At 72.3% G+C, this 18827-nt stretch carries 18 protein-coding genes and 2 tRNA genes; 12 read left to right on the top strand and 8 right to left on the bottom strand.

What is annotated here, in order from left to right:
• The first annotated feature begins 3 nt into the window (after positions 1-3).
• Together ACLQ23_RS14450 and ACLQ23_RS14445 are read left to right on the top strand one after the other, a co-directional pair.
• Positions 4-76 (top strand) — tRNA-Glu (locus ACLQ23_RS14450).
• A 208-nt stretch (positions 77-284) separates the two neighbouring features.
• Positions 285-357, top strand: a tRNA-Glu gene (locus tag ACLQ23_RS14445).
• 165 nt (positions 358-522) lie between these two features.
• On the opposite strand, the gene ACLQ23_RS14440 is transcribed toward ACLQ23_RS14445, so the two are convergent.
• Complete coding sequence (locus ACLQ23_RS14440; protein ID WP_053652407.1) at positions 523-1209, bottom strand: IclR family transcriptional regulator; 687 nt, start codon at positions 1207-1209, stop codon at positions 523-525.
• A gap of 49 nt (positions 1210-1258) precedes the next feature.
• Here ACLQ23_RS14440 and leuC point away from each other — a divergent pair, with 49 nt between their 5' ends.
• The 4 genes from leuC to ACLQ23_RS14420 all read left to right on the top strand — a co-directional run bounded on the left by leuC (position 1259) and on the right by ACLQ23_RS14420 (position 6240).
• On the top strand, positions 1259-2704 hold the full coding sequence (gene leuC, locus ACLQ23_RS14435; protein ID WP_355593611.1) for a 3-isopropylmalate dehydratase large subunit: 1446 nt from the start codon (positions 1259-1261) through the stop codon (positions 2702-2704).
• A gap of 14 nt (positions 2705-2718) precedes the next feature.
• Positions 2719-3306, top strand: a complete 588-nt coding sequence (gene leuD / locus ACLQ23_RS14430) for a 3-isopropylmalate dehydratase small subunit (protein ID WP_355593613.1) — start codon at positions 2719-2721, stop codon at positions 3304-3306.
• 172 nt (positions 3307-3478) lie between these two features.
• Entirely contained in the window at positions 3479-4171 is a 693-nt protein-coding gene (locus ACLQ23_RS14425; protein WP_355593615.1) for an HU family DNA-binding protein, read from the top strand.
• A gap of 143 nt (positions 4172-4314) precedes the next feature.
• Positions 4315-6240, top strand: a complete 1926-nt coding sequence (locus ACLQ23_RS14420; protein ID WP_355630947.1) for an endonuclease/exonuclease/phosphatase family protein — start codon at positions 4315-4317, stop codon at positions 6238-6240.
• A 78-nt stretch (positions 6241-6318) separates the two neighbouring features.
• Here the strand turns inward: ACLQ23_RS14420 and ACLQ23_RS14415 are convergent, their stop codons facing one another.
• The 5 genes from ACLQ23_RS14415 to cofC all read right to left on the bottom strand — a co-directional run bounded on the left by ACLQ23_RS14415 (position 6319) and on the right by cofC (position 12003).
• Positions 6319-7197, bottom strand: a complete 879-nt coding sequence (locus ACLQ23_RS14415; protein ID WP_425880721.1) for an NUDIX hydrolase — start codon at positions 7195-7197, stop codon at positions 6319-6321.
• On the bottom strand, positions 7185-8705 hold the full coding sequence (locus ACLQ23_RS14410) for a CHAD domain-containing protein (protein ID WP_425880720.1): 1521 nt from the start codon (positions 8703-8705) through the stop codon (positions 7185-7187). Before ACLQ23_RS14410 ends, ACLQ23_RS14415 begins: the two co-directional genes overlap by 13 nt.
• A 24-nt stretch (positions 8706-8729) precedes the next feature.
• Entirely contained in the window at positions 8730-10850 is a 2121-nt protein-coding gene (locus ACLQ23_RS14405; protein WP_425735911.1) for an RNA degradosome polyphosphate kinase, read from the bottom strand.
• A 285-nt stretch (positions 10851-11135) separates the two neighbouring features.
• A complete protein-coding gene (locus tag ACLQ23_RS14400; RefSeq protein ID WP_355593625.1) occupies positions 11136-11333 on the bottom strand; it encodes a cold-shock protein in 198 nt (65 codons plus the stop codon).
• Between the two features lie 22 nt (positions 11334-11355).
• Entirely contained in the window at positions 11356-12003 is a 648-nt protein-coding gene (gene cofC / locus ACLQ23_RS14395) for a 2-phospho-L-lactate guanylyltransferase (protein ID WP_355593627.1), read from the bottom strand.
• A gap of 127 nt (positions 12004-12130) precedes the next feature.
• Here cofC and ACLQ23_RS14390 point away from each other — a divergent pair, with 127 nt between their 5' ends.
• The 5 genes from ACLQ23_RS14390 to ACLQ23_RS14370 all read left to right on the top strand — a co-directional run bounded on the left by ACLQ23_RS14390 (position 12131) and on the right by ACLQ23_RS14370 (position 17105).
• A complete protein-coding gene (locus ACLQ23_RS14390) occupies positions 12131-12868 on the top strand; it encodes a lysophospholipid acyltransferase family protein (RefSeq protein ID WP_355593629.1) in 738 nt (245 codons plus the stop codon).
• On the top strand, positions 12865-13872 hold the full coding sequence (locus ACLQ23_RS14385; RefSeq protein ID WP_355630953.1) for an NAD(P)H-dependent glycerol-3-phosphate dehydrogenase: 1008 nt from the start codon (positions 12865-12867) through the stop codon (positions 13870-13872). The genes ACLQ23_RS14390 and ACLQ23_RS14385 overlap by 4 nt, the downstream gene beginning before the upstream one ends.
• Before the next feature lie 7 nt (positions 13873-13879).
• On the top strand, positions 13880-14998 hold the full coding sequence (locus ACLQ23_RS14380) for a cystathionine gamma-lyase (RefSeq protein ID WP_425735896.1): 1119 nt from the start codon (positions 13880-13882) through the stop codon (positions 14996-14998).
• Positions 14999-15002: 4 nt separating this feature from the next.
• The gene (locus ACLQ23_RS14375; protein WP_355630958.1) at positions 15003-15791 is read left to right on the top strand and encodes a putative protein N(5)-glutamine methyltransferase; all 789 of its coding nucleotides are present in this window, start codon (positions 15003-15005) and stop codon (positions 15789-15791) included.
• Between the two features lie 264 nt (positions 15792-16055).
• Positions 16056-17105, top strand: a complete 1050-nt coding sequence (locus tag ACLQ23_RS14370) for an ROK family protein (protein WP_355593637.1) — start codon at positions 16056-16058, stop codon at positions 17103-17105.
• Between the two features lie 165 nt (positions 17106-17270).
• Here ACLQ23_RS14370 and ACLQ23_RS14365 read toward each other — a convergent pair whose 3' ends face one another.
• A complete protein-coding gene (locus tag ACLQ23_RS14365; RefSeq protein ID WP_355593639.1) occupies positions 17271-17471 on the bottom strand; it encodes a DUF397 domain-containing protein in 201 nt (66 codons plus the stop codon).
• Between the two features lie 5 nt (positions 17472-17476).
• Positions 17477-18322 (bottom strand): helix-turn-helix domain-containing protein, encoded by an 846-nt coding sequence (locus ACLQ23_RS14360; RefSeq protein ID WP_355593641.1) that lies wholly within the window; start codon positions 18320-18322, stop codon positions 17477-17479.
• Positions 18323-18598: 276 nt separating this feature from the next.
• Here ACLQ23_RS14360 and ACLQ23_RS14355 point away from each other — a divergent pair, with 276 nt between their 5' ends.
• Positions 18599-18817 carry a hypothetical protein gene (locus ACLQ23_RS14355; protein ID WP_355593643.1) on the top strand — a complete coding sequence of 73 codons (219 nt, stop codon included), beginning with the start codon at positions 18599-18601 and terminating at the stop codon, positions 18815-18817.
• The last annotated feature ends 10 nt before the right edge of the window (positions 18818-18827 follow it).

The raw sequence follows: 18827 nt of genomic DNA, 5'->3' as shown, positions 1-18827 counted from the left end.
TCTGGCCCCGTCGTCTAGTGGCCCAGGACGCCGCCCTCTCAAGGCGGTAGCGCCGGTTCGAATCCGGTCGGGGCTACATCTGTGCACAGCCCGTCTCACCTGGTGAGGCGGGCTGTTTCGTCGTCGAGGGCCTGTCGTTCCGGGACGGGTCGTGTCACCTCGTGGGTCGTTTCCCGGGTCGCCACCTGCCGGTCTGCGGCCCCGCACCCCGCGCTCGCCCCGGCCGATGGTGCCGCTAGACTACAAGCCGCACCGCCCGCGAGGGTGGTGAACAGCAAAGTTCTGGCCCCGTCGTCTAGTGGCCCAGGACGCCGCCCTCTCAAGGCGGTAGCGCCGGTTCGAATCCGGTCGGGGCTACAACAGAAAGGGCTCGTCTCGCTTCGCGAGGCGGGCCCTTTCTCCGTTCCACCTCCACCGCGGTGATCATGGAGTTGGCGGGGTGACACGCCGATGCCGGTCCACGCTAACCCCATGATCAACCAGCGCTGGCCGGAGGCCGGTTAGAGGCCGGACCGGCGTTGGTTAGAGGCCGGAGAGGCGTTGGCCGGCTCGTACGACTGCCATGGCGTGCCGTTCGCCGGGGCGGCGGCCGAGGCGCTCTATGGGGCCGGAGATGCTTATCGAGGCGATCACGCGGCCGGTACGGTCCCGGATCGGGGCGGAGACACTCGCCACACCCGCCTCGCGTTCGGCGACGCTCTGCGCCCAGCCGCGGCGGCGTACCTCGGCAAGGGTGCGGCCCGTGAACTTGCTACGTGGCAGCAGCGGCATGACCGCCTCCGGCGGCTCCCAGGCGAGCAGGATCTGGGCGGACGAGCCGGCGGTCATGGGCAGCACCGAGCCGACCGGAACAGTGTCCCGCAGGCCGCTGGCGCGCTCTGCCGCCGCTACGCAGATCCGCTCGTCCGCGCGGCGCAGGTAGAGCTGAGCGCTCTCACCTGTGGCGTCGCGCAGCGCGGCCAGCAGCGGCTCGGCGGCTGTCAGCAGGACGTCCGGTGCCGCATTGGCGAGCTCGCCCAACCGGGGGCCGGGCCGCCAGCGGCCCTGGGTGTCCCGGACGAGCATCCGATGGATCTCCAGTGCCTGTGCCAGCCGGTGCGCGGTGGCCCGGGGCAGCTTCGTGCGTTCAACGAGTTCGGCCAGGCTGGCGCCGTCGACACAGGCGGCCAGGATGACCACCGCCTTGTCGAGAACGCCAACACCGCTCATACTGTGTCCCACAAGCCGAAACATACCTCCCAGAATTTAGGATGTCCAGATGGTGGGAGTCACTCCTGAGCCGAGGACCCTGGCCGAGAAGGTTTGGGACGCGCACGTCGTTCGGTCCGCCGTTGGTGAGCCGGACCTGCTCTTCATCGACCTGCACCTGCTGCACGAGGTGACCAGCCCGCAGGCGTTCGACGGGCTGCGGCTCGCCGGTCGCCGGGTGCGCCGAACCGACCTGACGCTCGCGACAGAGGACCACAACACACCGACCGGGTACGCCGATCCGGCGTTCCGGTCCCGCCGCGGTGACCTGCTCACCATCGCGGATCCGACGTCACGGACGCAGATCGAGACGCTGCGCCGCAACTGCGCCGAGTTCGGCGTGAAGCTGCACCCGCTCGGTGACGAGAACCAGGGCATCGTGCACGTCATCGGCCCGCAGCTCGGGCTGACCCAGCCGGGCATGACGATCGTCTGTGGCGACTCGCACACCGCCACCCACGGCGCGTTCGGCGCGCTCGCCTTCGGCATCGGCACCAGTGAGGTGGAGCACGTCCTCGCCACCCAGACGCTGCCGCAGAGCCGCCCGAAGACCATGGCCGTGAACGTCACCGGCCAACTCGCCCCCGGCGTGACCGCCAAGGACCTGGTGCTGGCGCTGATCACCCAGGTCGGCACCGGCGGTGGGCGTGGTCACATCGTGGAGTACCGCGGTGAGGCGATCCGGTCCCTCTCCATGGAGGGGCGGATGACCATCGCCAACATGTCCATCGAGTGGGGCGCCAAGGCCGGCATGATCGCGCCGGACGAGACGACCTTCGCGTACCTCAAGGGTCGCCCGAACGCGCCGCAGGGCGCGGAGTGGGACGCGGCGCTCGCCTGGTGGCGGACGCTGCCCACCGACGAGGGCGCGCGCTTCGACGCCGAGGTGACCCTCGACGCCAGCCAGATCACGCCGTTCGTCACCTGGGGCACCAACCCCGGGCAGGGTGCGCCGCTGAGCGCGCCAGTGCCGGACCCGGAGGAGTTCGTCACCGATTCGGAGCGGGTCGCCGCCCGTCGCGCGCTCGAGTACATGGACCTGCAACCCGGCACCCCGCTGCGGGAACTCCCCATCGACGTGGTCTTCGTGGGCTCCTGCACCAACGGCCGCCTGGAGGACCTGCGGGCCGCCGCCGACGTGCTGCGCGGCCACAAGGTCGCCGACGGGGTCCGGATGCTCGTGGTGCCCGGCTCCGCCGCCGTGCGGGAGGCAGCCGAGGCCGAAGGCCTGGACAAGGTCTTCTCCGACGCCGGTGCCGAATGGCGGTTCGCCGGCTGCTCCATGTGCCTGGGCATGAACCCCGACACGTTGAAGCCGGGCGAGCGCTCCGCGTCCACCTCCAACCGCAACTTCGAGGGTCGTCAGGGCCGGGGCGGACGCACCCACCTGGTCTCCCCGCCGGTCGCCGCCGCCACCGCCGTGGTCGGCAGGCTCGCCGCACCCGCCGATCTGTAGAAGGGACCGAGGAGATGGACAAGTTCACCACCCACACCGGCACGGCCGTGCCCCTGCGGCGATCCAACGTGGACACCGACCAGATCATCCCGGCCGTGTACCTCAAGAGGGTGACCCGCACCGGCTTCGCCGACGGGCTCTTCAACGCGTGGCGGGAAGATCCGGCATTCGTTCTCAACGATGAATCCTATTCTGGTGCGTCGATCCTCATCGCCGGCCCGGAGTTCGGCACCGGCTCCTCCCGGGAGCACGCCGTGTGGGCGCTGCGGGACTGGGGCTTCCGCGCCGTGGTGTCGCCGCGCTTCGGCGACATCTTCCGCGGCAACGCACTCAAGGAGGGTCTGCTGCCGGTCGAGTTGGAATTGAAAGCCGTCGAGGAGTTGTGGGATCTGGTAGAGGCCGATCCGACCACTCCGGTGACTGTCGACCTGACCGCCCGACAGCTCCGGGCGGGGGACGCCACATGGTCGTTCCCGCTTGACGACTTCAGCCGGTGGCGGCTGCTGGAGGGTCTGGACGACATTGGACTCACCCTCCGCCACGTCGCCGACATCGACTCGTACGAGGCGGGTCGACTGCCGTTCCTGCCCTCAGTGGCATAGCCGTACGCCCACCCGCACATCGGATTTCGCCCTCACCGGTCCAACCGGTGGGGGCGAATCCGTTACGACACAAGGGCTTTTTTCTACCGAATGTTTGTGTCCAGGCAGCACAGGGCATACCGTGCGCGCAGAATGGCTCGCGTCGAGTCAGTTGCATAATCGGGAGGAAGTCGTGAACAAAGCCGAGCTCATCGAGGCGCTCGCCGTTCGCCTGGGGGACCGGAAGACGGCGACGGCCGCGCTCGACGCGGTCCTCACTGAGGTCCAGGCGGCGGTCACCAAGGGCGAGAAGGTGGCGATCACCGGATTCGGAGCGTTCGAAAAGCGTGTGCGTGGCGCACGAACAGCGCGTAACCCGCGCACCGGCGAGGCGGTGAAGGTCAAGAAGACGTCCGTCCCGACCTTCCGCCCCGGGGCCGGGTTCAAGGAGATGGTGGCCAGCGGCAAGGTGCCGAAGGCCACGGTGGCGGCGAAGAAGACCGCCAGCACGACGGCCAAGACGACCGGGGCCAAGGCCACCGGCACGAAGGCGGCGAGCGCCAAGGCCACCGGCGCCAAGGCGACGGGCACCAAGGCCACCGCCGCCAAGGCGGCCAGCAAGAAGACCGCCCCGGCCAAGGCGGCCAAGACCACCACGGCGACCAAGACGGTTGCCAGCAAGAAGACCGCCCCGGCCAAGGCGAGCAAGAGCACCACGGCGACCAAGACGGCCGCCAGCAAGAAGGCCGCACCGACGAAGAAGAGCGCCGCGGCGGCCAAGTCCACCACGGCGAAGAAGACCACAGCGGCAGCGAGCAAGAGCACGGCGGCCAAGAAGGCGCCCGCGAAGAAAGCTCCCGCCAAGAAGACGGCCAGCAAGCGCTGACCGACAGGCACAGCCCACAGGGCGTCCACCCGCGCGGTGGGCGCCCTGTGGTGTACCGGGAGCATTGACCCGCCCGGCGTGGACGCGCAGAATCGCCGTGCCGGCCCCCCTTCTGCCGGCCCGCCGACGGAAATGGGGCGCCGGTGCGCTACCGCCAGCTCACCACCGGATCGCTCGCGCTGGGCGTCATTCTGCTTATCGACGTGCTGCGCGTATGGCTTCCCGGCATCATCACCATCTTCGGTCAGGCCGCGTCCACCCCGGCCGAGTTGATGGGCGCGTTCGCCCTCGGCTGGTTCGTCCTCGCTGCGGCGGCACCGGCGATTGTCCGCCGGGTCGGCGCCCGTCCCGTCACCGTCACCGCGGCCGTCCTGCTGGCCGCCGCGCGGCTCGCGCTCACCGCGACCCCTGGTGGACGCGTACAGCTCTGGCTGGCCACCGCAGGGCTGCTCGCCGGGCTGGTCTGGTTGGTGGGCGTCGCCGGTGGAATCGACAGGCCGGTGCCAGGGCTGGCTCTGGGGTTGGCGGTGAACGCGGCGCTCCACGCGATGCTTGACACCTACGACCTGGCCTGGCGCAGCGACTGGATGGCGTGGCTGTTCAGTGCCGTGGCGGTGGGGGCGCTCCTGCTCGCCACGGCGGCGCGGAGCGCGCCACCCGGCCCTGGTGGCGCACGGTCGTGGCTGCTGGCCGGGCCGGTGCTGCTGCTGGCCGGCATGGTTGCCCTCGCCCCGGCGCTCGCCCAGACCGCGATGTCGTACCTGGTGGCCGACGACGGCGTGGCCAGCTCACCGTTGTTCGGCCTCGCGCCGGTGCCGGTGGCCGTCGCCGGGTTCCTGCTGGCCGCGCTGGCCGGCCCGCCCAGCCGGCGGTGGGGTCGGGCAGTGGGACCGGTGGCCGTGCTTGCCGGCGCGGTGCTCTTCGCCCTCGACAACGGCGACCTGCTCCTCGCGGCCATCCCGCTCACCGCAATCGGTCTCGGCGCCTGCCTCGCCCTCACCGACGACGCCGGCGCAGCCGGGCCGGCCCCCGCCGACGACGCGGCCAGGGTGGCTGCCCTGCGAGCGGCGGCCCGCCGGGGGTACGCGGTCGCGGCCGGCATGCTCGTCTTCGTGCTGGCGGCAGTGGCCTACTACTCCGCCTACGACCTCGGCTACCCCAACGGGGCGGTTCCGGTGGTGGTCGCCGGGCTGATCGCGGCCGTGGCGTTCACCTCCCGCCCCGCCGAGGGGCCGCCTGCCGGCCAGCGGCACGCCGGGAGGTTGGCGCCGCTGCCGACCACTGCGGTGGTCACCGCGCTGGCCATGCTGGCGCCCGTGTTCGCCGACAAGGTGGGGGTGTCGACAAACCGAAACGGGCCGCCGAAGGAAATCACCGTGGTGGCCTACAACATCCGGATGGGCTTCGGGTTGGACGGCCGGTTCGACCTTCCCGCGCTGGCCACCGCGATCGACAGCCAGCGACCCGACGTGGTGCTGCTCAGTGAGGTGGACCGCGGCTGGCTGCTCAACGGCGGCCACGACACCCTGGACCTGCTGGCCGATCGTCTCGACATGCCGTACGTGTTCGGGGCCGCCGCCGACGCCGTCTGGGGTGACGCGGTGCTCAGCCGTTGGCCGATCGAGGACGAGCGGACGCTGCGGCTGCCGGCCGTGGGGGCGCCCACCGGCGCGCAGGCCCTCGCCGTCACAGTGAACTTCAGCGACGGTGTCCGGTGCGCAGTGGTCAGCACGCACCTGCAACCGCCGCCCGGCGGCGGTCCGGTGGTCCAGGCGCGCGCGGTAGTCGACTTCGCCACCGAGTACGCGGACGGCCGCCCGCTGGTGGTGGGCGGTGACCTGAACACCGAGCCGGGCGACGAGGCGTTCGACCAGTTCACCGGGGCCGGTCTCGTCGACGCGTTGGCGGCGGGGCGACCGTTGGCGACAAGCCCGGCCGACGACCCGCGCCAGGAGATCGACCACGTCTTCGTCTCGCCCGGTCTGACACCGCGCGGCCCGGTCGCACCGCCCGGCACGGCCAGCGACCACCTGCCGGTCGCGGTGACCCTCACCCTGCCGCCCCTCTGACCCACGCGGTTGGCGTTGATCCACTCCGGATCGCCGACCTCCGGTGCCGAGGCTCCACGTCGACCAAACCGGGAGGGCTCAGAGGCGGTCGGTGGCGAGCAACCGGTCGCCGCTGAAGGCGAGCAGCCAGCCGCAGCCCTTCGGCGTGGTGAAATCGTCGTCGGCGTGCCCGGTGAGCCGTTCCAACGCGCCCGGCAGCACCTTGCCCTGACTGCACACCGCCACCTGACCGCCGGCGCAGGCCAGCTCCAGCAGGCGGGCGGCGGTGGCGAGCACCTGCTCGTCGTGCTGTTGGCCCGGCTGAGGCTCGTCCAGATCGCCGCAGATCTCGATCGGTAGGTCGAGTAGTGCGGCGGCCGGATCCAGGGTCTGTACGCAGCGACGCGGCGACGCCGACACCAGCCGGGCGGGCCGGAACACGGCGATCAGCGGGGCCAGGGCGTACGCCTGCGCCCACCCCTGCGCGTCGAGCGGGCGGCCGGTGTCCGGGCCGGTCCAGGTGGCCCGCTTGCCGGCATGCGCGTGCCGGACCAGCGCGACGGTGGCCGTCACCGGCGGCAGCGCGGCGAACGCGGCGAGCACCTCGGCGTCGTGCGGGTAGCTGACCAGCCGGATGGCGTCGTCGACGGCGAGCCACCGCATGTCGTCCACCTCGGTGTCGGGCTGGAATCCGCCGTTGGCGACCGTCCGCATCGACCAGTAGTCGACAAGCTTGTCCTGACCTTCGCTGCGGTAGCGCACCGACGGCAGCCGCACCTGCGGTACGCCGCGCACGTCGGCCTCCTCGGCCACCTCGCGGACCGCCGCGACCATCGGATGCTCGCCCGGCTCCAGCTTGCCCTTGGGCAGCGTCCAGTCCCCGTGGCGGGGCCGGTGCACGACGCACACGCGTACGCCGTCGGCGCTGGGACGCCAGCAGACCCCGCCGGCCGCCTGGATGCCGGTCACGGGAGCCATCTCGTGCGCCGTCGCCGGGTGGCCCGGTGCCACGCGGCGGGAAACCGGGCCCGCATCTGGCGGACCGTCTCGCGTTCCCGCTCGGCGAGCCGCCCGGCGGCGACCGCCAGCTTGTGGTCGCCCGGTCGGTCGGCGGCGAGGGCGAGCCAGGTGTCCGCGGCGACCGCGGCGTCCTGGTGTTCGCCGAGCACGTCCTGCACGCGGGCCAGCGCGCGGGACAGCCGGCGCGCGTCCTTGCCGACGGCCGGGAGGACCGCGTTGACCGCGTAGCGGGCCTGTTTGGCCTCCTTGCGGACGGTGTGCCAGCGGTCGTCGGGGCCCAGCGGGTCGAGCCCTTCGACGCCGTCGGGGCCGGTGAGCCGTTTCCACGGGCGGGCCACAAGGGCGGGCAGCGTCCGAGCGGCCGGCTCGGCGGCCCGGCGGGTGAACCGGGGGGCGCGGGCGGCAAGCACCAGCGCGTCCACAAGTGCCAGGTAACGCGCGGAGCGCAGCGCCTTGTCGATGGCGGCGAGGGCCTGCCGCTGCCGCTTGGCCAGCGCCTTGTCCAGCCGGTCCACAGCGTCCTGGTCGAGAGGGCTGAGCGGATCCGCGTTCGCGGTACGTCGCAGCCGGGCACGCAGCACCTCGGCGTCGCGGGCGGCGCCGAGCACTTCGGCGAGCCAGCGCAGTTCCGCGCGCAGCGGACGCGACCACGACCTGCGGAGCAGCGGTGTGAACGTCCGCAGGTCGCTGCGCAGCCGCCGGATTGCCACCCGCATCTGGTGCACGGCGCTGTCACCGCCGCCGCCCGGAACGCGAAGCCGTACCAGCGGGTCGTGCGCCAGCATGCGGCGTACCTCAGTGCGGACCGCCTCGGTGACCACGTCGCCGGCGGTCGGGTCGGCGGGCAGCTCGCCCGGCGCGACCAGATCGGGCTCGGCCTGCGCAGCCGTGCCCAGTGCGCGTACGTGCTTCGGGGTGAACGAGCCGACCCTGGCGCCGGCCTCACCCAGCACACCGCCGATCTGGTCCAGCAGCGTGCGGTCACCGGCCTTGAGCTCCACCTCCAACTCGCGGAACGTGTCGGTGGTGGCGTCGTTGTCGTCGAGCACCGTCACCTGGTCGTCCACCACCTCGGCCAGCACCGCGCCAGCCTCGTCGCACACCTCGTGGGCGTGCCGGAGGGTCCGTACGACAGTCACCGGTGCCAGGGCTGCGCCCCGGTGCAGGGCGGTGACCAGCTCCACGAGCTCCGGTGGCGGCTGCCCGGCCGGCCCCGGGCGGGAGATCTCGTGCCGGACGCCAGGCGTGCCGGTGGGCAGCTTCACCGTCCACGGCAACTCGTCGCCCCGGCGGTGGCGCAGCGAGGCGCCGGCCCGGGACAGGCGCAGGTCGACAGTGTCGAGGTAGCGGGCGACAAGCGTCACCGGTGGCAGCGCCCGGACCTGACCGCCGGCCGGGGCCGCGGCGGACAGGTCCGGTAGCACGTAGGTGTCGTCCACCTCGTACTTCTGCTCCTCCTCGACCATCCACTCAGCCTATGCCGCGAACGGTCAGCGGGCCGTGCCACCGACACGGCGCAGCAGCAGTTCCTGTAGATGCACCCGGGCGCCCTCGCCGTCGCTTGTCCGTCGGGTCCAGGAGCCGTCGCTGGCCAGCTCGAACGCGTCGACGTCCGGGCCCATCGCTGCGGTGAGCACGTGGTCCAACTCGGCGCGGGCCACCGGGTCGCTCACCTGCACCAGCGCCTCCACCCGTCGGTCCAGGTTGCGGTGCATGAGGTCCGCCGAGCCCATCCAGAACTCGGCCTCGCCGTTGTTTCCGAACCGGAAGACCCGGGAGTGCTCAAGGAACCGGCCCAGGATCGAGCGGACCCGGATGTTCTCCGAGAGCCCCGGAACGCCCGGACGCAGCGTGCACATCCCGCGGATGAGCAGGTCGACGTGGACGCCGGCCTGCGAGGCCCGGTACAGCGCGTCGGTGATGCCCTCGTCGACCAGTGAGTTGACCTTGAACTGGACCAGGCCGGGCATGCCGAGCCGGACGTGCGCGATCTCCCGCTCGATCCGCTCGATGAGGCCGCTACGGATGCCCTGCGGGGCCACCATCAGCCGCCGGTACGCGGTCTGCCGGCTGTAGCCGGTAAGCACGTTGAACAGGTCGGTGAGGTCCGCGCCGATCTCCGGGTCGGCGGTGAGCATGCCGAAATCCTCGTACAGGCGGGCGGTTTTGGGGTGGTAGTTGCCGGTGCCGATGTGGCAGTACCTGCGGATCTGGTTGCCCTCCTGACGGACCACCAGTGCGGTCTTGCAGTGCGTCTTGAGGCCCACGAGGCCGTACACGACGTGGCAGCCGGCGCGTTCCAGGGTGCGGGCCCAACCGATGTTCGCCACCTCGTCGAAGCGGGCCTTGACCTCGACCAGAACCACCACCTGCTTGCCGGCTGCCGCCGCGTCGACGAGCGCGTCGACGATCGGCGAGTCACCGCTGGTCCGGTAGAGGGTCTGCTTGATGGCGAGCACGTTCTCGTCGGCGGCGGCCTGCTCGATGAAGCGCTGCACGCTCGTGGCGAACGAGTGGTACGGGTGGTGCACGAGGATGTCCCCGTCCCGCAGGGTCGCGAAGACGCTGCGCGGCACCTCGCCCTCGGCGAGCCGCGGGTGGGTGGCCGGCACGAACGGCGGGTCCTTCAGATCGGGGCGGTCGGCCTCGCCGTACACCTGCCAGAGGGCCGAGAGGTCCAGCAGGCCGGGCACCCGGAGCACGTCCTGGTCGTCCATGTCCAGCTCACGGACGAGCAGCTCCAGCATGTGGTCGGAGATCGAGGCGGCGACCTCCAACCGCACCGGTGGGCCGAAACGGCGGCGGGCGAGCTCCCGCTCCAGCGCCTGGAGCAGATCCTCGTCGCGGTCCTCGTCGACCTCCACCTCGGCGTTGCGGGTGACCCGGAACAGGTGGCACTCGACCACCTGCATGCCGCTGAACAGCTGACCCAGGTGCACCGAGATCAGGTCCTCCACCGGCAGCATCCGCACGCCCGGCTGGTCCCGGTCCACCCGCACGAAGCGGGGCACGTTGTTCGGCACCTTCACACGGGCGAACAGCTCGGAGCCGCCGTCCGGATCGCGGACCGCGACGGCGAGGTTGAGCGACCGCCCGGAGATGTACGGGAAAGGGTGCGCCGGGTCGACCGCCAGCGGGGTCAGCACCGGGAAGATGTGCTCCCGGAAGTAGGTGCGCAGCCGCTCCCGCTCAGGGTCGCCCAGCTCGGCCCAGCGCAGGATGCGGATACCCTCCCCGGCGAGCTTGGGCAGCACGTCGCCGACGAAGCAGGCGGCGTGCCGGGCGACAAGTGCGGCGGTCCGCTCGGCGATCAGGTCCAGCTGCGTACGCAGGGGCAGCCGGTCCCCGCCACGGACCGGCAGGCCGGCGGAGAGCCGCCGCTTCAGCCCGGCGATCCGCACCATGTAGAACTCGTCGAGGTTGCTGGCGAAGATGGCGAGGAACTTGGCCCGCTCCAGCAGCGGGGTGCGCTGGTCCTCGGCGAGCGCCAGCACCCGCGCGTTGAAGTCGAGCCAGGAGAGCTCCCGGTTGAGGAAGCGGTCGTCCGGCAGCGGGGGAGCCGCCGGGCTGTCGTCCTCGTCGCCGTCAGCGGGGGAGCCTGTGGTGGCCAGGGCGCCACCGGCAGCCGGCCCGTCCGTCTCGGTGGGCGGGGCGGCGGATTCGAGGACCTCGTCGAGCCCCGAGGAGGCCGCGCCCGGGTCGTCGGCGAGGGTGTCGGCGCGGGCGGCACCGGCACGTTCGGCCCGGGACGGCCGAAACCGGCCGTCGGTGCCACGGGCGGGGACGCCGTTGAGGGGATCGGTGGTGGACGGGCTGGCCGGGTGCTCGCGAGGGGTGCTCACCCGCTCATAATCACCCGATTACGGTTAACGCAAAATGAACTTGGCCCCGCCGGCTCAGATCATCGTCGGCAATGTCACCCGGACGACCTCGCCGTCGGGATCGGTGTCGATGCGCACCCGCTGGCCGAGCCGGAGCAGCCGCAGCCCGGAGGCGTCGAACGCCCGAGCGGGAAAACCCAGTTCGGTGCCGTCGTCGAGCAGCAGCGTCCCGCTGCGTGTCGCCGCGTCGTAGCTGGCCACCGTGCCCTGCATGCTGGCACCGTACACCGGGGGGTCAGCTCGCGGAGCGCGCCGGGCAGGCGGCGGCCACCAGCGCGGCGGTGCGCGGCCCGAGGCCGAGCCGGGCGGCGGCGGCCAGGTCGTCGGCGGTGTCCACGTCGCGGCGCAGGCTGGGCCAGTCGCCGGGCAGCGGCAGGGCGCCGCTCGCCGTGTGCGCCGCCGCCGAACCCACCCCGAAACGTGGCTCGAGGTCGACTCCTGGCGGCGCGGCGAGCAGCACCGTACCGACGCCGGGCGCGTCCGCCACGAACCGGCGTACCCCGTCGTCGCCGGCCTGGGCCGCGAGCAGCGCGCCGGCCAACTCGGTGGGGCGCAGCGCCGGCAGGTCGGCGGTCAGCCCGGCCACCCACATGTCGCGGGCGTGCGCCGCGCCGTGCCGGAAGGCGGCGTTCAGGCCGGCGTCCGGCTCGTCGGGAAGTACCCGCGCTCCGGCGGCGCGGACCACCGCCGCCACGCGGGCGTCGTCGGTGACGACAAGAGCCTCGGCGACCGCCGGGCAGGCAAGCACCGCGCGGAGCGTGTCAGCGGCCAGGGCCAGCGCCAGCTCCTCATGGGGTACGCCGGGCAGTGCGCCCCGCAGCCGGCTCTTGGCTGCCGACAGACGCTTCACCGGCACCACCACGGCCCACCTCGGCTGACTCACGCCCGCAATCCTGCCAGCAGGGCGGCGGGACCCTCCCTGGCCGTACGGGGGGCGAGCAGGCATGATTTCCGCTGCGGGTGTCGTGGGCCGGACCCGTGGCGGTGCGGGGCGCGACGAGGAGGCACAGGTGGCACGGCGGAGGCTGGGGTTCTGGCGACGGTTCGCCGTGGTGCTGGTCAAACCGGTGATGCTCGTGTGGACCCGACGTACGTGGCGGGGCGGCGAGCACCTCGGCGGAGACAGCGGCGTGATCATCGTGGCGAACCACATCTCGCACGCCGACCCGCTGGTCTCCGCGCACTTCATCTACGAGTCGGGCCGCTGGCCGCAGTATCTGGGCAAGGCCAGCGTGTTCCGGGTGCCAGTGGTCGGCTGGATCCTGCGCCAGTGCCGGCAGATCCCTGTGGAGCGGGGCAGCGTGGACGCGGTCCGCTCACTGGACGCCCTGGTGGAAGCGCTGGACCAGGGCGGCGCGGTCGTGATCTACCCGGAGGGCACCACCACCAAACAGCCGGACCTGTGGCCCATGAAGGCCAAGACCGGCGCGGCCCGGCTGGCGCTGGCCACCGGCGCGCCCGTGGTGCCGCTGGTGATGTGGGGGCCGGAGCGGATCTTCGACCCGCGCACCAACCGGTTCAACCCGCGCCCGCGGATCCCGGTTACCGTGGTCGCCGGCGACCCGGTCGACCTGACCCGGTGGGCGGACGCCCCGCCGACCCGGGCCACCCTCGAGGAGATGACGGACGCCATCATGCTGCGCCTGCGGGACATGCTCGCCGAGATCCGGGGCGGAACGCCGCCACCGCTGTGGGCGCGGCCGGTCCGACCCTCCGCCGAACCCCAGCAACACGGAGGTGTCGCGTGACCGGCCACGTCGCGGTTCTCGGCGCCGGCTCCTGGGGCACCGCGTTCGCCAAGATCCTCGCCGACGCCGGGAGGGACGTCACGGTGTGGGCGCGACGCGCCGCGGTGGCCGACAGCATCCGCACCGAGCGGCGCAACACCGAGTACCTGCCGGATCTGCTGCTGCCGGATCGGGTCACCGCCACCGCCGACGCCATCGAGGCGATCACCGACGCCGAGCTGGTGGTGCTGGCCGTACCGTCGCAGACCCTGCGGGGCAACCTCGCCGAGTGGGCCGGGCACCTGCACCCGGACTCCACCCTGGTGTCGCTGATGAAGGGCATCGAACTCGGCACCACCAAGCGGATGAGCGAGGTCATCGTGGAGACCGCCCGGGTCGCCGCGGACCGGGTGGTTGTCGTCTCCGGCCCGAATCTCGCCCCGGAGATCGCCGCCGAGCAGCCGGCCGCGACTGTGGTCGCCGGGACCAACCACCACCGCACCGTTCTCGTCCAGTCGTCGATCCGGACGCCCTACCTGCGCCCGTACACGAACGACGACGTGATCGGCTGCGAGCTGGGCGGGGCGGTCAAGAACGTCATCGCGCTGTCGTACGGCATCGCCACGGCGATGGGCTTCGGCGACAACACCCGGGCCATGCTGATGACCCGCGGGTTGGCCGAGACGGCCCGCCTGGGCGTGGCGCTCGGCGCGGACCCGATCACCTTCGCCGGCCTGGCGGGCATGGGCGACCTGGTGGCGTCCTGCTCGTCCCCGCTGGCCCGCAACCGCACCTTCGGCGAGCACCTGGGCCGGGGCGAAACCCTGGAGCAGGCGCAGGCCGCGACCCGGCAGACCGCCGAGGGCGTGAAGAGCTGCCTGGCGATCCGCGACCTGGCCCGCGCGCACGGTGTGGAAATGCCGATCACCGAACACGTCGAGCGGATCTGCCACGAGGGCATGGACCCACGCCTGGCCGTGCAGGCTCTGATGAGCCGGACCGCCAAGCCCGAGTCGTACGAGTGAGGATCCGATGACCGACCTGGGAGACGGCACGCGCTGTCTGCACGCCGGGCTGCCCGAGCCGGTACCGGGTGACCCGTTCCTGCCGGGGCCGGTGTTCGCCGCGCCGTACCACCTCGACCCGTGGCAGGGCCAGGGTTCGTCGCCGAACGGCTACGGCCGCCCCGACAATCCGACCCGGCGGCTGCTGGAGGCCGCCATCGGCGAGCTGGAGGGCGGTGACTGCCGCGTCTTCGCCACCGGTCAGGCTGCCATCACCGGCCTGCTGCTCGCGGTGCTCCGCCCGGGGGACACCGTGCTGCTGCCCGCCGACGGCTACTTCCCCGTCCGGGCGTTCGCCACCGACGTGCTGGAAACCATCGGTGTGCGGGTGGTCTTCGTACCGACCGCAGGGCCGTACCCGTCGCTTGAGGGCGTACGCCTGGTGCTTGTGGAGACCCCGGCCAACCCCGGCCTGGACGTGGTCGACGTGGCGGCCCTGGCTGAGCGCGCGCACGCCGCAGGCGCTCTGCTCGCTGTGGACAACACCACAGCCACCCCGCTCGGGCAGCGCCCGTTGGATCTCGGCGCCGACCTGGTGGTCGCGTCCGGCACCAAGGCGCTCACCGGCCACTCCGACCTGCTGCTGGGCTACCTGGCCAGCCGGTCCGCCGATCTGGTCGGGGCGGTGACGTCCTGGCGCACGGTCACCGGCTCGGTGCCGGGCGCTTTCGATTCCTGGTTGGCCCACCGGTCGATAGCCACGCTCGACCTGCGGCTGGCCCGGCAGAGCGCCAACGCCGCAGCGATCGCCGACCTGCTGGCCGGCCGGCCTGACGTGACAGGTCTGCGCTGGCCGGGGCGGCCGGGCGATCCCGCGTACCCGGTGGCGTCGACGCAGATGCGGCGGATGCCCGGCGTGCTCTCGTTCGATCTGGGCGACGCCGACCGGGTCGGCCGCTTCCTCACCGCCTCCCGGCTGGTGGCCGCAGCCACCTCTTTCGGTGGCACGCACACCAGTGCCGACCGGCGGGCACAGTGGGGCGACGACACCCCGCCCGGCTTCGTCCGGCTCTCCTGCGGCGTGGAGGACACGGCCGACCTGGTGGCTGACATCTCCGCCGCGCTTGACGCAGCCGGGCCGGCCTGAGGTCGTGACAGCCGCGCCTCCCGTCGACCGGTCCGTTCTCGTGGGCCGGTTGCGTGCCGCCGGCTGTGTCTACGCCGAGGACGAGGCCGATCTGCTGCTGGCAGCCGCCGAGTCTCCCGCCGCGTTGACGGAGCTGACCGACCGCCGGGTGGCCGGCGAACCGCTGGAACACCTGCTCGGCTGGGCGGAGTTCTGCGGTCTGCGGATCGCGGTCGACGCGGGCGTCTTCGTGCCGCGTGGTCGGACCGCCCTGCTGGTCGAGGCGGCGGCCTCCGTGACCGGCGCGGCGGCGGCAGTTGTCGACCTGTGCTGCGGCTCGGGGGCCACCGCTGTCGCGCTCGCGCACCGGCTCGCGCCGCGTTGGTTGGCCGCCGCCGACATCGACCCGGCGGCCGTGGCGTGCGCCAGACGCAACCTCGCCGAGCTGACCGCCGAGGTGTACGAGGGCGACCTGTTCGCCCCACTGCCACCGCGCTGGCGGGGCCACCTGGACCTGGTGGTCGCCAATGCTCCGTACGTGCCGACCGACGCGGTGGCGCTGATGCCCGCCGAGGCACGGCTGCACGAGGCACCGGTCGCGCTCGACGGTGGGCCGGACGGGCTCGCCGTGCTGCGCCGCGTGGCCGCCGGCGCGGCCGAATGGCTCGCACCGGGCGGCCACCTGGTCGTCGAGGTCAGCATCGTCCAGGCGGACGCGCTCTGCGGGGCCCTCGACGCGGTCGGGCTGGTGCCGACCGTCCGGCAGGATGAGGACCTGGACGCGACCGCGGTGATCGCCCGCCGTCCCGGTTGACCCCGCACTGACCGCCACCGCCACCGCCACCGCGCCGCTGCTGCCGCGCCTGGGCGGTTGAAGCAGAGCAAAGGACGCGCGACAGCCTCCAGGGGCCATCCCGAACGTCACCCGGGGGTCTTCGCGAACGTCCGGGCGGTCTGGGACGTGGGTCCTTACCGACGGATGTCGGGGCTTCCACATGTCCTGCGGTGATCGGCATGGCGGGGGAGGGGACTGGGCACTAGCCTCGGCTCACATCCAGTCGTCGGGAGGGGGGTTTCGGTGGGCAGCGCAGGGGTGCCGGTGGTCGTCGGCCTGGACAACGGCGGCACCAGCAACAACGCCACCGTGCTGACGGTGGACGGCCGGTTCCTCGTGGACGGGCTGCTGGAGATCCCCAGCGAGGTGCGCGCCGGGCCGGAGGCCGCGATCGAGGCGTTGGCCCGCGCGTTTGACGGTGCGCTGGCCCACACGGGCGTGCCGCGCGAGCTGGTCCGCGCCGTCGGCCTGGACACTCCCGGCCCGGCGAGCGCCACAGGTGTCATCTCGTCGCGGGGCTCGACAAACTTCTCCCAGCCCGCGTGGCGGGGCTTCGACGTACGGGGCGCGCTTCAGCGGCGCCTCGGCCTGCCCGTGATCTACCACAACGACGGCAACGCCGCCGCGCTCTACGCCCACCACGTGTACTTCGGCGACGAGGCGATGACCAGGTCGTCGGTCGCCGCGATCGTCGGCACCGGGCTCGGTGGTGGCGTTGTCGAAGGTGGTCGGGTGATCGCCGGTGCCGCCGGGATGGCTGGGGAGTTGGGCCACGTGCACATCCCGTTGAACGGGCTGCTCGGCCCGGGGCAGCCGGAGCCGACCTGCGCCTGCGGTTTCACCGGCGACGTCGAGAGCGTCGCGTCGCTTACCGGCATCGAGCGCAACCTGCTGCCGTACTGGCTGACCCGCTATCCCGACCACCCGCTCACCGCCGAGCCGGTGGCCCGGGCGGCGAAGCTCGTCCGGGGTTACGGGGAGCGGGGCGACGCCCTGGCCCGGGACCTGTTCACCCAGCAGGCGATGGCGCTGGGGCGGCTGTTCACTGTGGCGTCCAACTTCACCGACCCGCACGCGTACTTCGTGGGTGGCGGCGTGGTGGAGGCGGCGCCGGAGTTCCGGGACTGGTTCCTGGCGACGGTCCGCGAGCACACAGTGCTCCGACAGGAGCAGGCGGCGCACGCCACGTTCGCCCTGGTGCCGGACCGGGACATGGCGGGCGCCCGTGGCGTGGCGATCGCCGCGCTGGAGGCGCTGCGCGCCGCGCCGGAACCCGGCCCGCTTGTCGCCTGAGCCCGCAGGTCATCGATCCACCGCGCAATCGTGGCCCGGCCGCGCATGGGCGGGATTCTGGCGGACCTGAGCCCGCTTGTCGCCCGACCCGCTGCCCGCGTCTGGTCCGACCGTGCACGGGCCCGGCGCTGTCGGTCGCGCGCCGGGCCCGTGGTCGACGGTCGGTCAGTGGCGGGGCGGAGCCTGGGCGAAGGCAGCCCAGGCCGTCGGGGGGAAGAGGAGGGCCGGACCGGCCGGGTCCTTGGAGTCGCGGACGGCAACCAGGCGTGGGATCGAGGCGACCTCCACGCAGGCGCCCTGGTCACCGCTGCGGCTGCTCTTGCGCCATGTCGCCGCGGCCAGTGCCGCGGTGATCGTCGGTGTCATCGTTCCTACCGTCCCTTCAGGAGTGAGAGGAGCTGCTTGCGGCTGTCGGCGGGGCTGAGCGCCACGCTCCGCAGATGCTCCATGATCTTGGTGCAGGTGCGCGTTTCGCCCGCCCGGTCGAGGATCATCTGACCGGCGACGGTCTCCACCGAGGCGATGATCGGGTCCTCCGGGTCGGCGAACTCCAGGATGTGCAGCGAGCCCCGGGTGCCGCGGTGGTAACCGGCGGAGAGCGGGATCACCTGGACGGTGATGTTGGGCAGCTCGGCCATCTTGACCAGGTGTCGTAGCTGCCCGTCCATCACCGACTGGTCGCCGACGGGGCGCAGCAGTGCGCCCTCGTCGATGATTGCGTCGAAGATTGCTGGATCGTCGCCGGTGATTCGCTGCTGGCGGTCGAGCCGGGCCTTGACCCGCTGCTCCACCAGGTCGTCGACAAGGGTGTGCGGCCCCCCGCGCATCACCCCGCGTACGTAGTCGGCCGTCTGCAACAGGCCGGGCACCACCGAGGGCTCGAAGTTGGCGATGGCGGTGGCCTCCGCCTCCAGGGCGATGAAGTCGATGGTGCGGGGGTCCAGCACGTACGAGTACGACACCCACCAGCCCGGTTTGCGGGCGTCCTTGGCGAGCTGCACCGCTGCGGCCACCTCCTCGGCGCTCACCCCGTACGAGGTGAGCAGAGCGCGCACGGTGGCCGGGTTGATCAGCGTCTGGGCGTTCTCGTAGCGGGAGAGGGTGCTCCGAGTGCTGTTGATCTCGTCCGCGGCGGTTTCCAGTGTCAGCCCGGCGGCCTCCCTGTGATGGCGGAGGGCGATGCCGAGCCGGCGGGCGCGAGCGGTCTTGGGGGGCATGCATCGATGGTCGCACACATTTGCGGGAATGTGTGTATGGGACCGCGCCGATGAGAGTTGCATTCACGGCCATGTACGTGTCACGCTGTCACCACGTCCTCACTGCCGGTTGTCGTGGCGACGGTGGTGGTGAGTGACCGGAGGGGATAGGGCGCGCGGCGATCGGGTTTCTCCCCCGTACCCGATCGTCGCGTGCCGCCGTCATTTCGGCCTGCCGGAAGGAGACGACGTGCATACCGGCCCGGAGTGCCTCGCCGTTCCCCCGGACGGCAGGAGATGACCCGATTCCTGGTCGTGCTCACCGACGTGCGTCCAGTCGAGGGCATCGACCGCAACGAGCGCATCGCCCCCGAGCGGCGACGACAGGTGGTCGGCGCCAGCAGCAGGGAGGCCGCCGACCGGATCGCCGGAGCGTTCATGGCCCTGGGCATGGTGCGGGCCGGCCGCCAGCGGGTCAAGGTCATCGCGGTCGGCCGTCGGCACGCGCGGAACTGATCGCCCGTAA

It is taken from the genome of Micromonospora sp. DT41 (genome assembly GCF_049841715.1).
Lineage (GTDB): Bacteria > Actinomycetota > Actinomycetes > Mycobacteriales > Micromonosporaceae > Micromonospora > Micromonospora profundi.
Note: the sequence above shows the minus strand (reverse complement) of the source record. Positions and strands in the feature narration are given on the sequence as shown.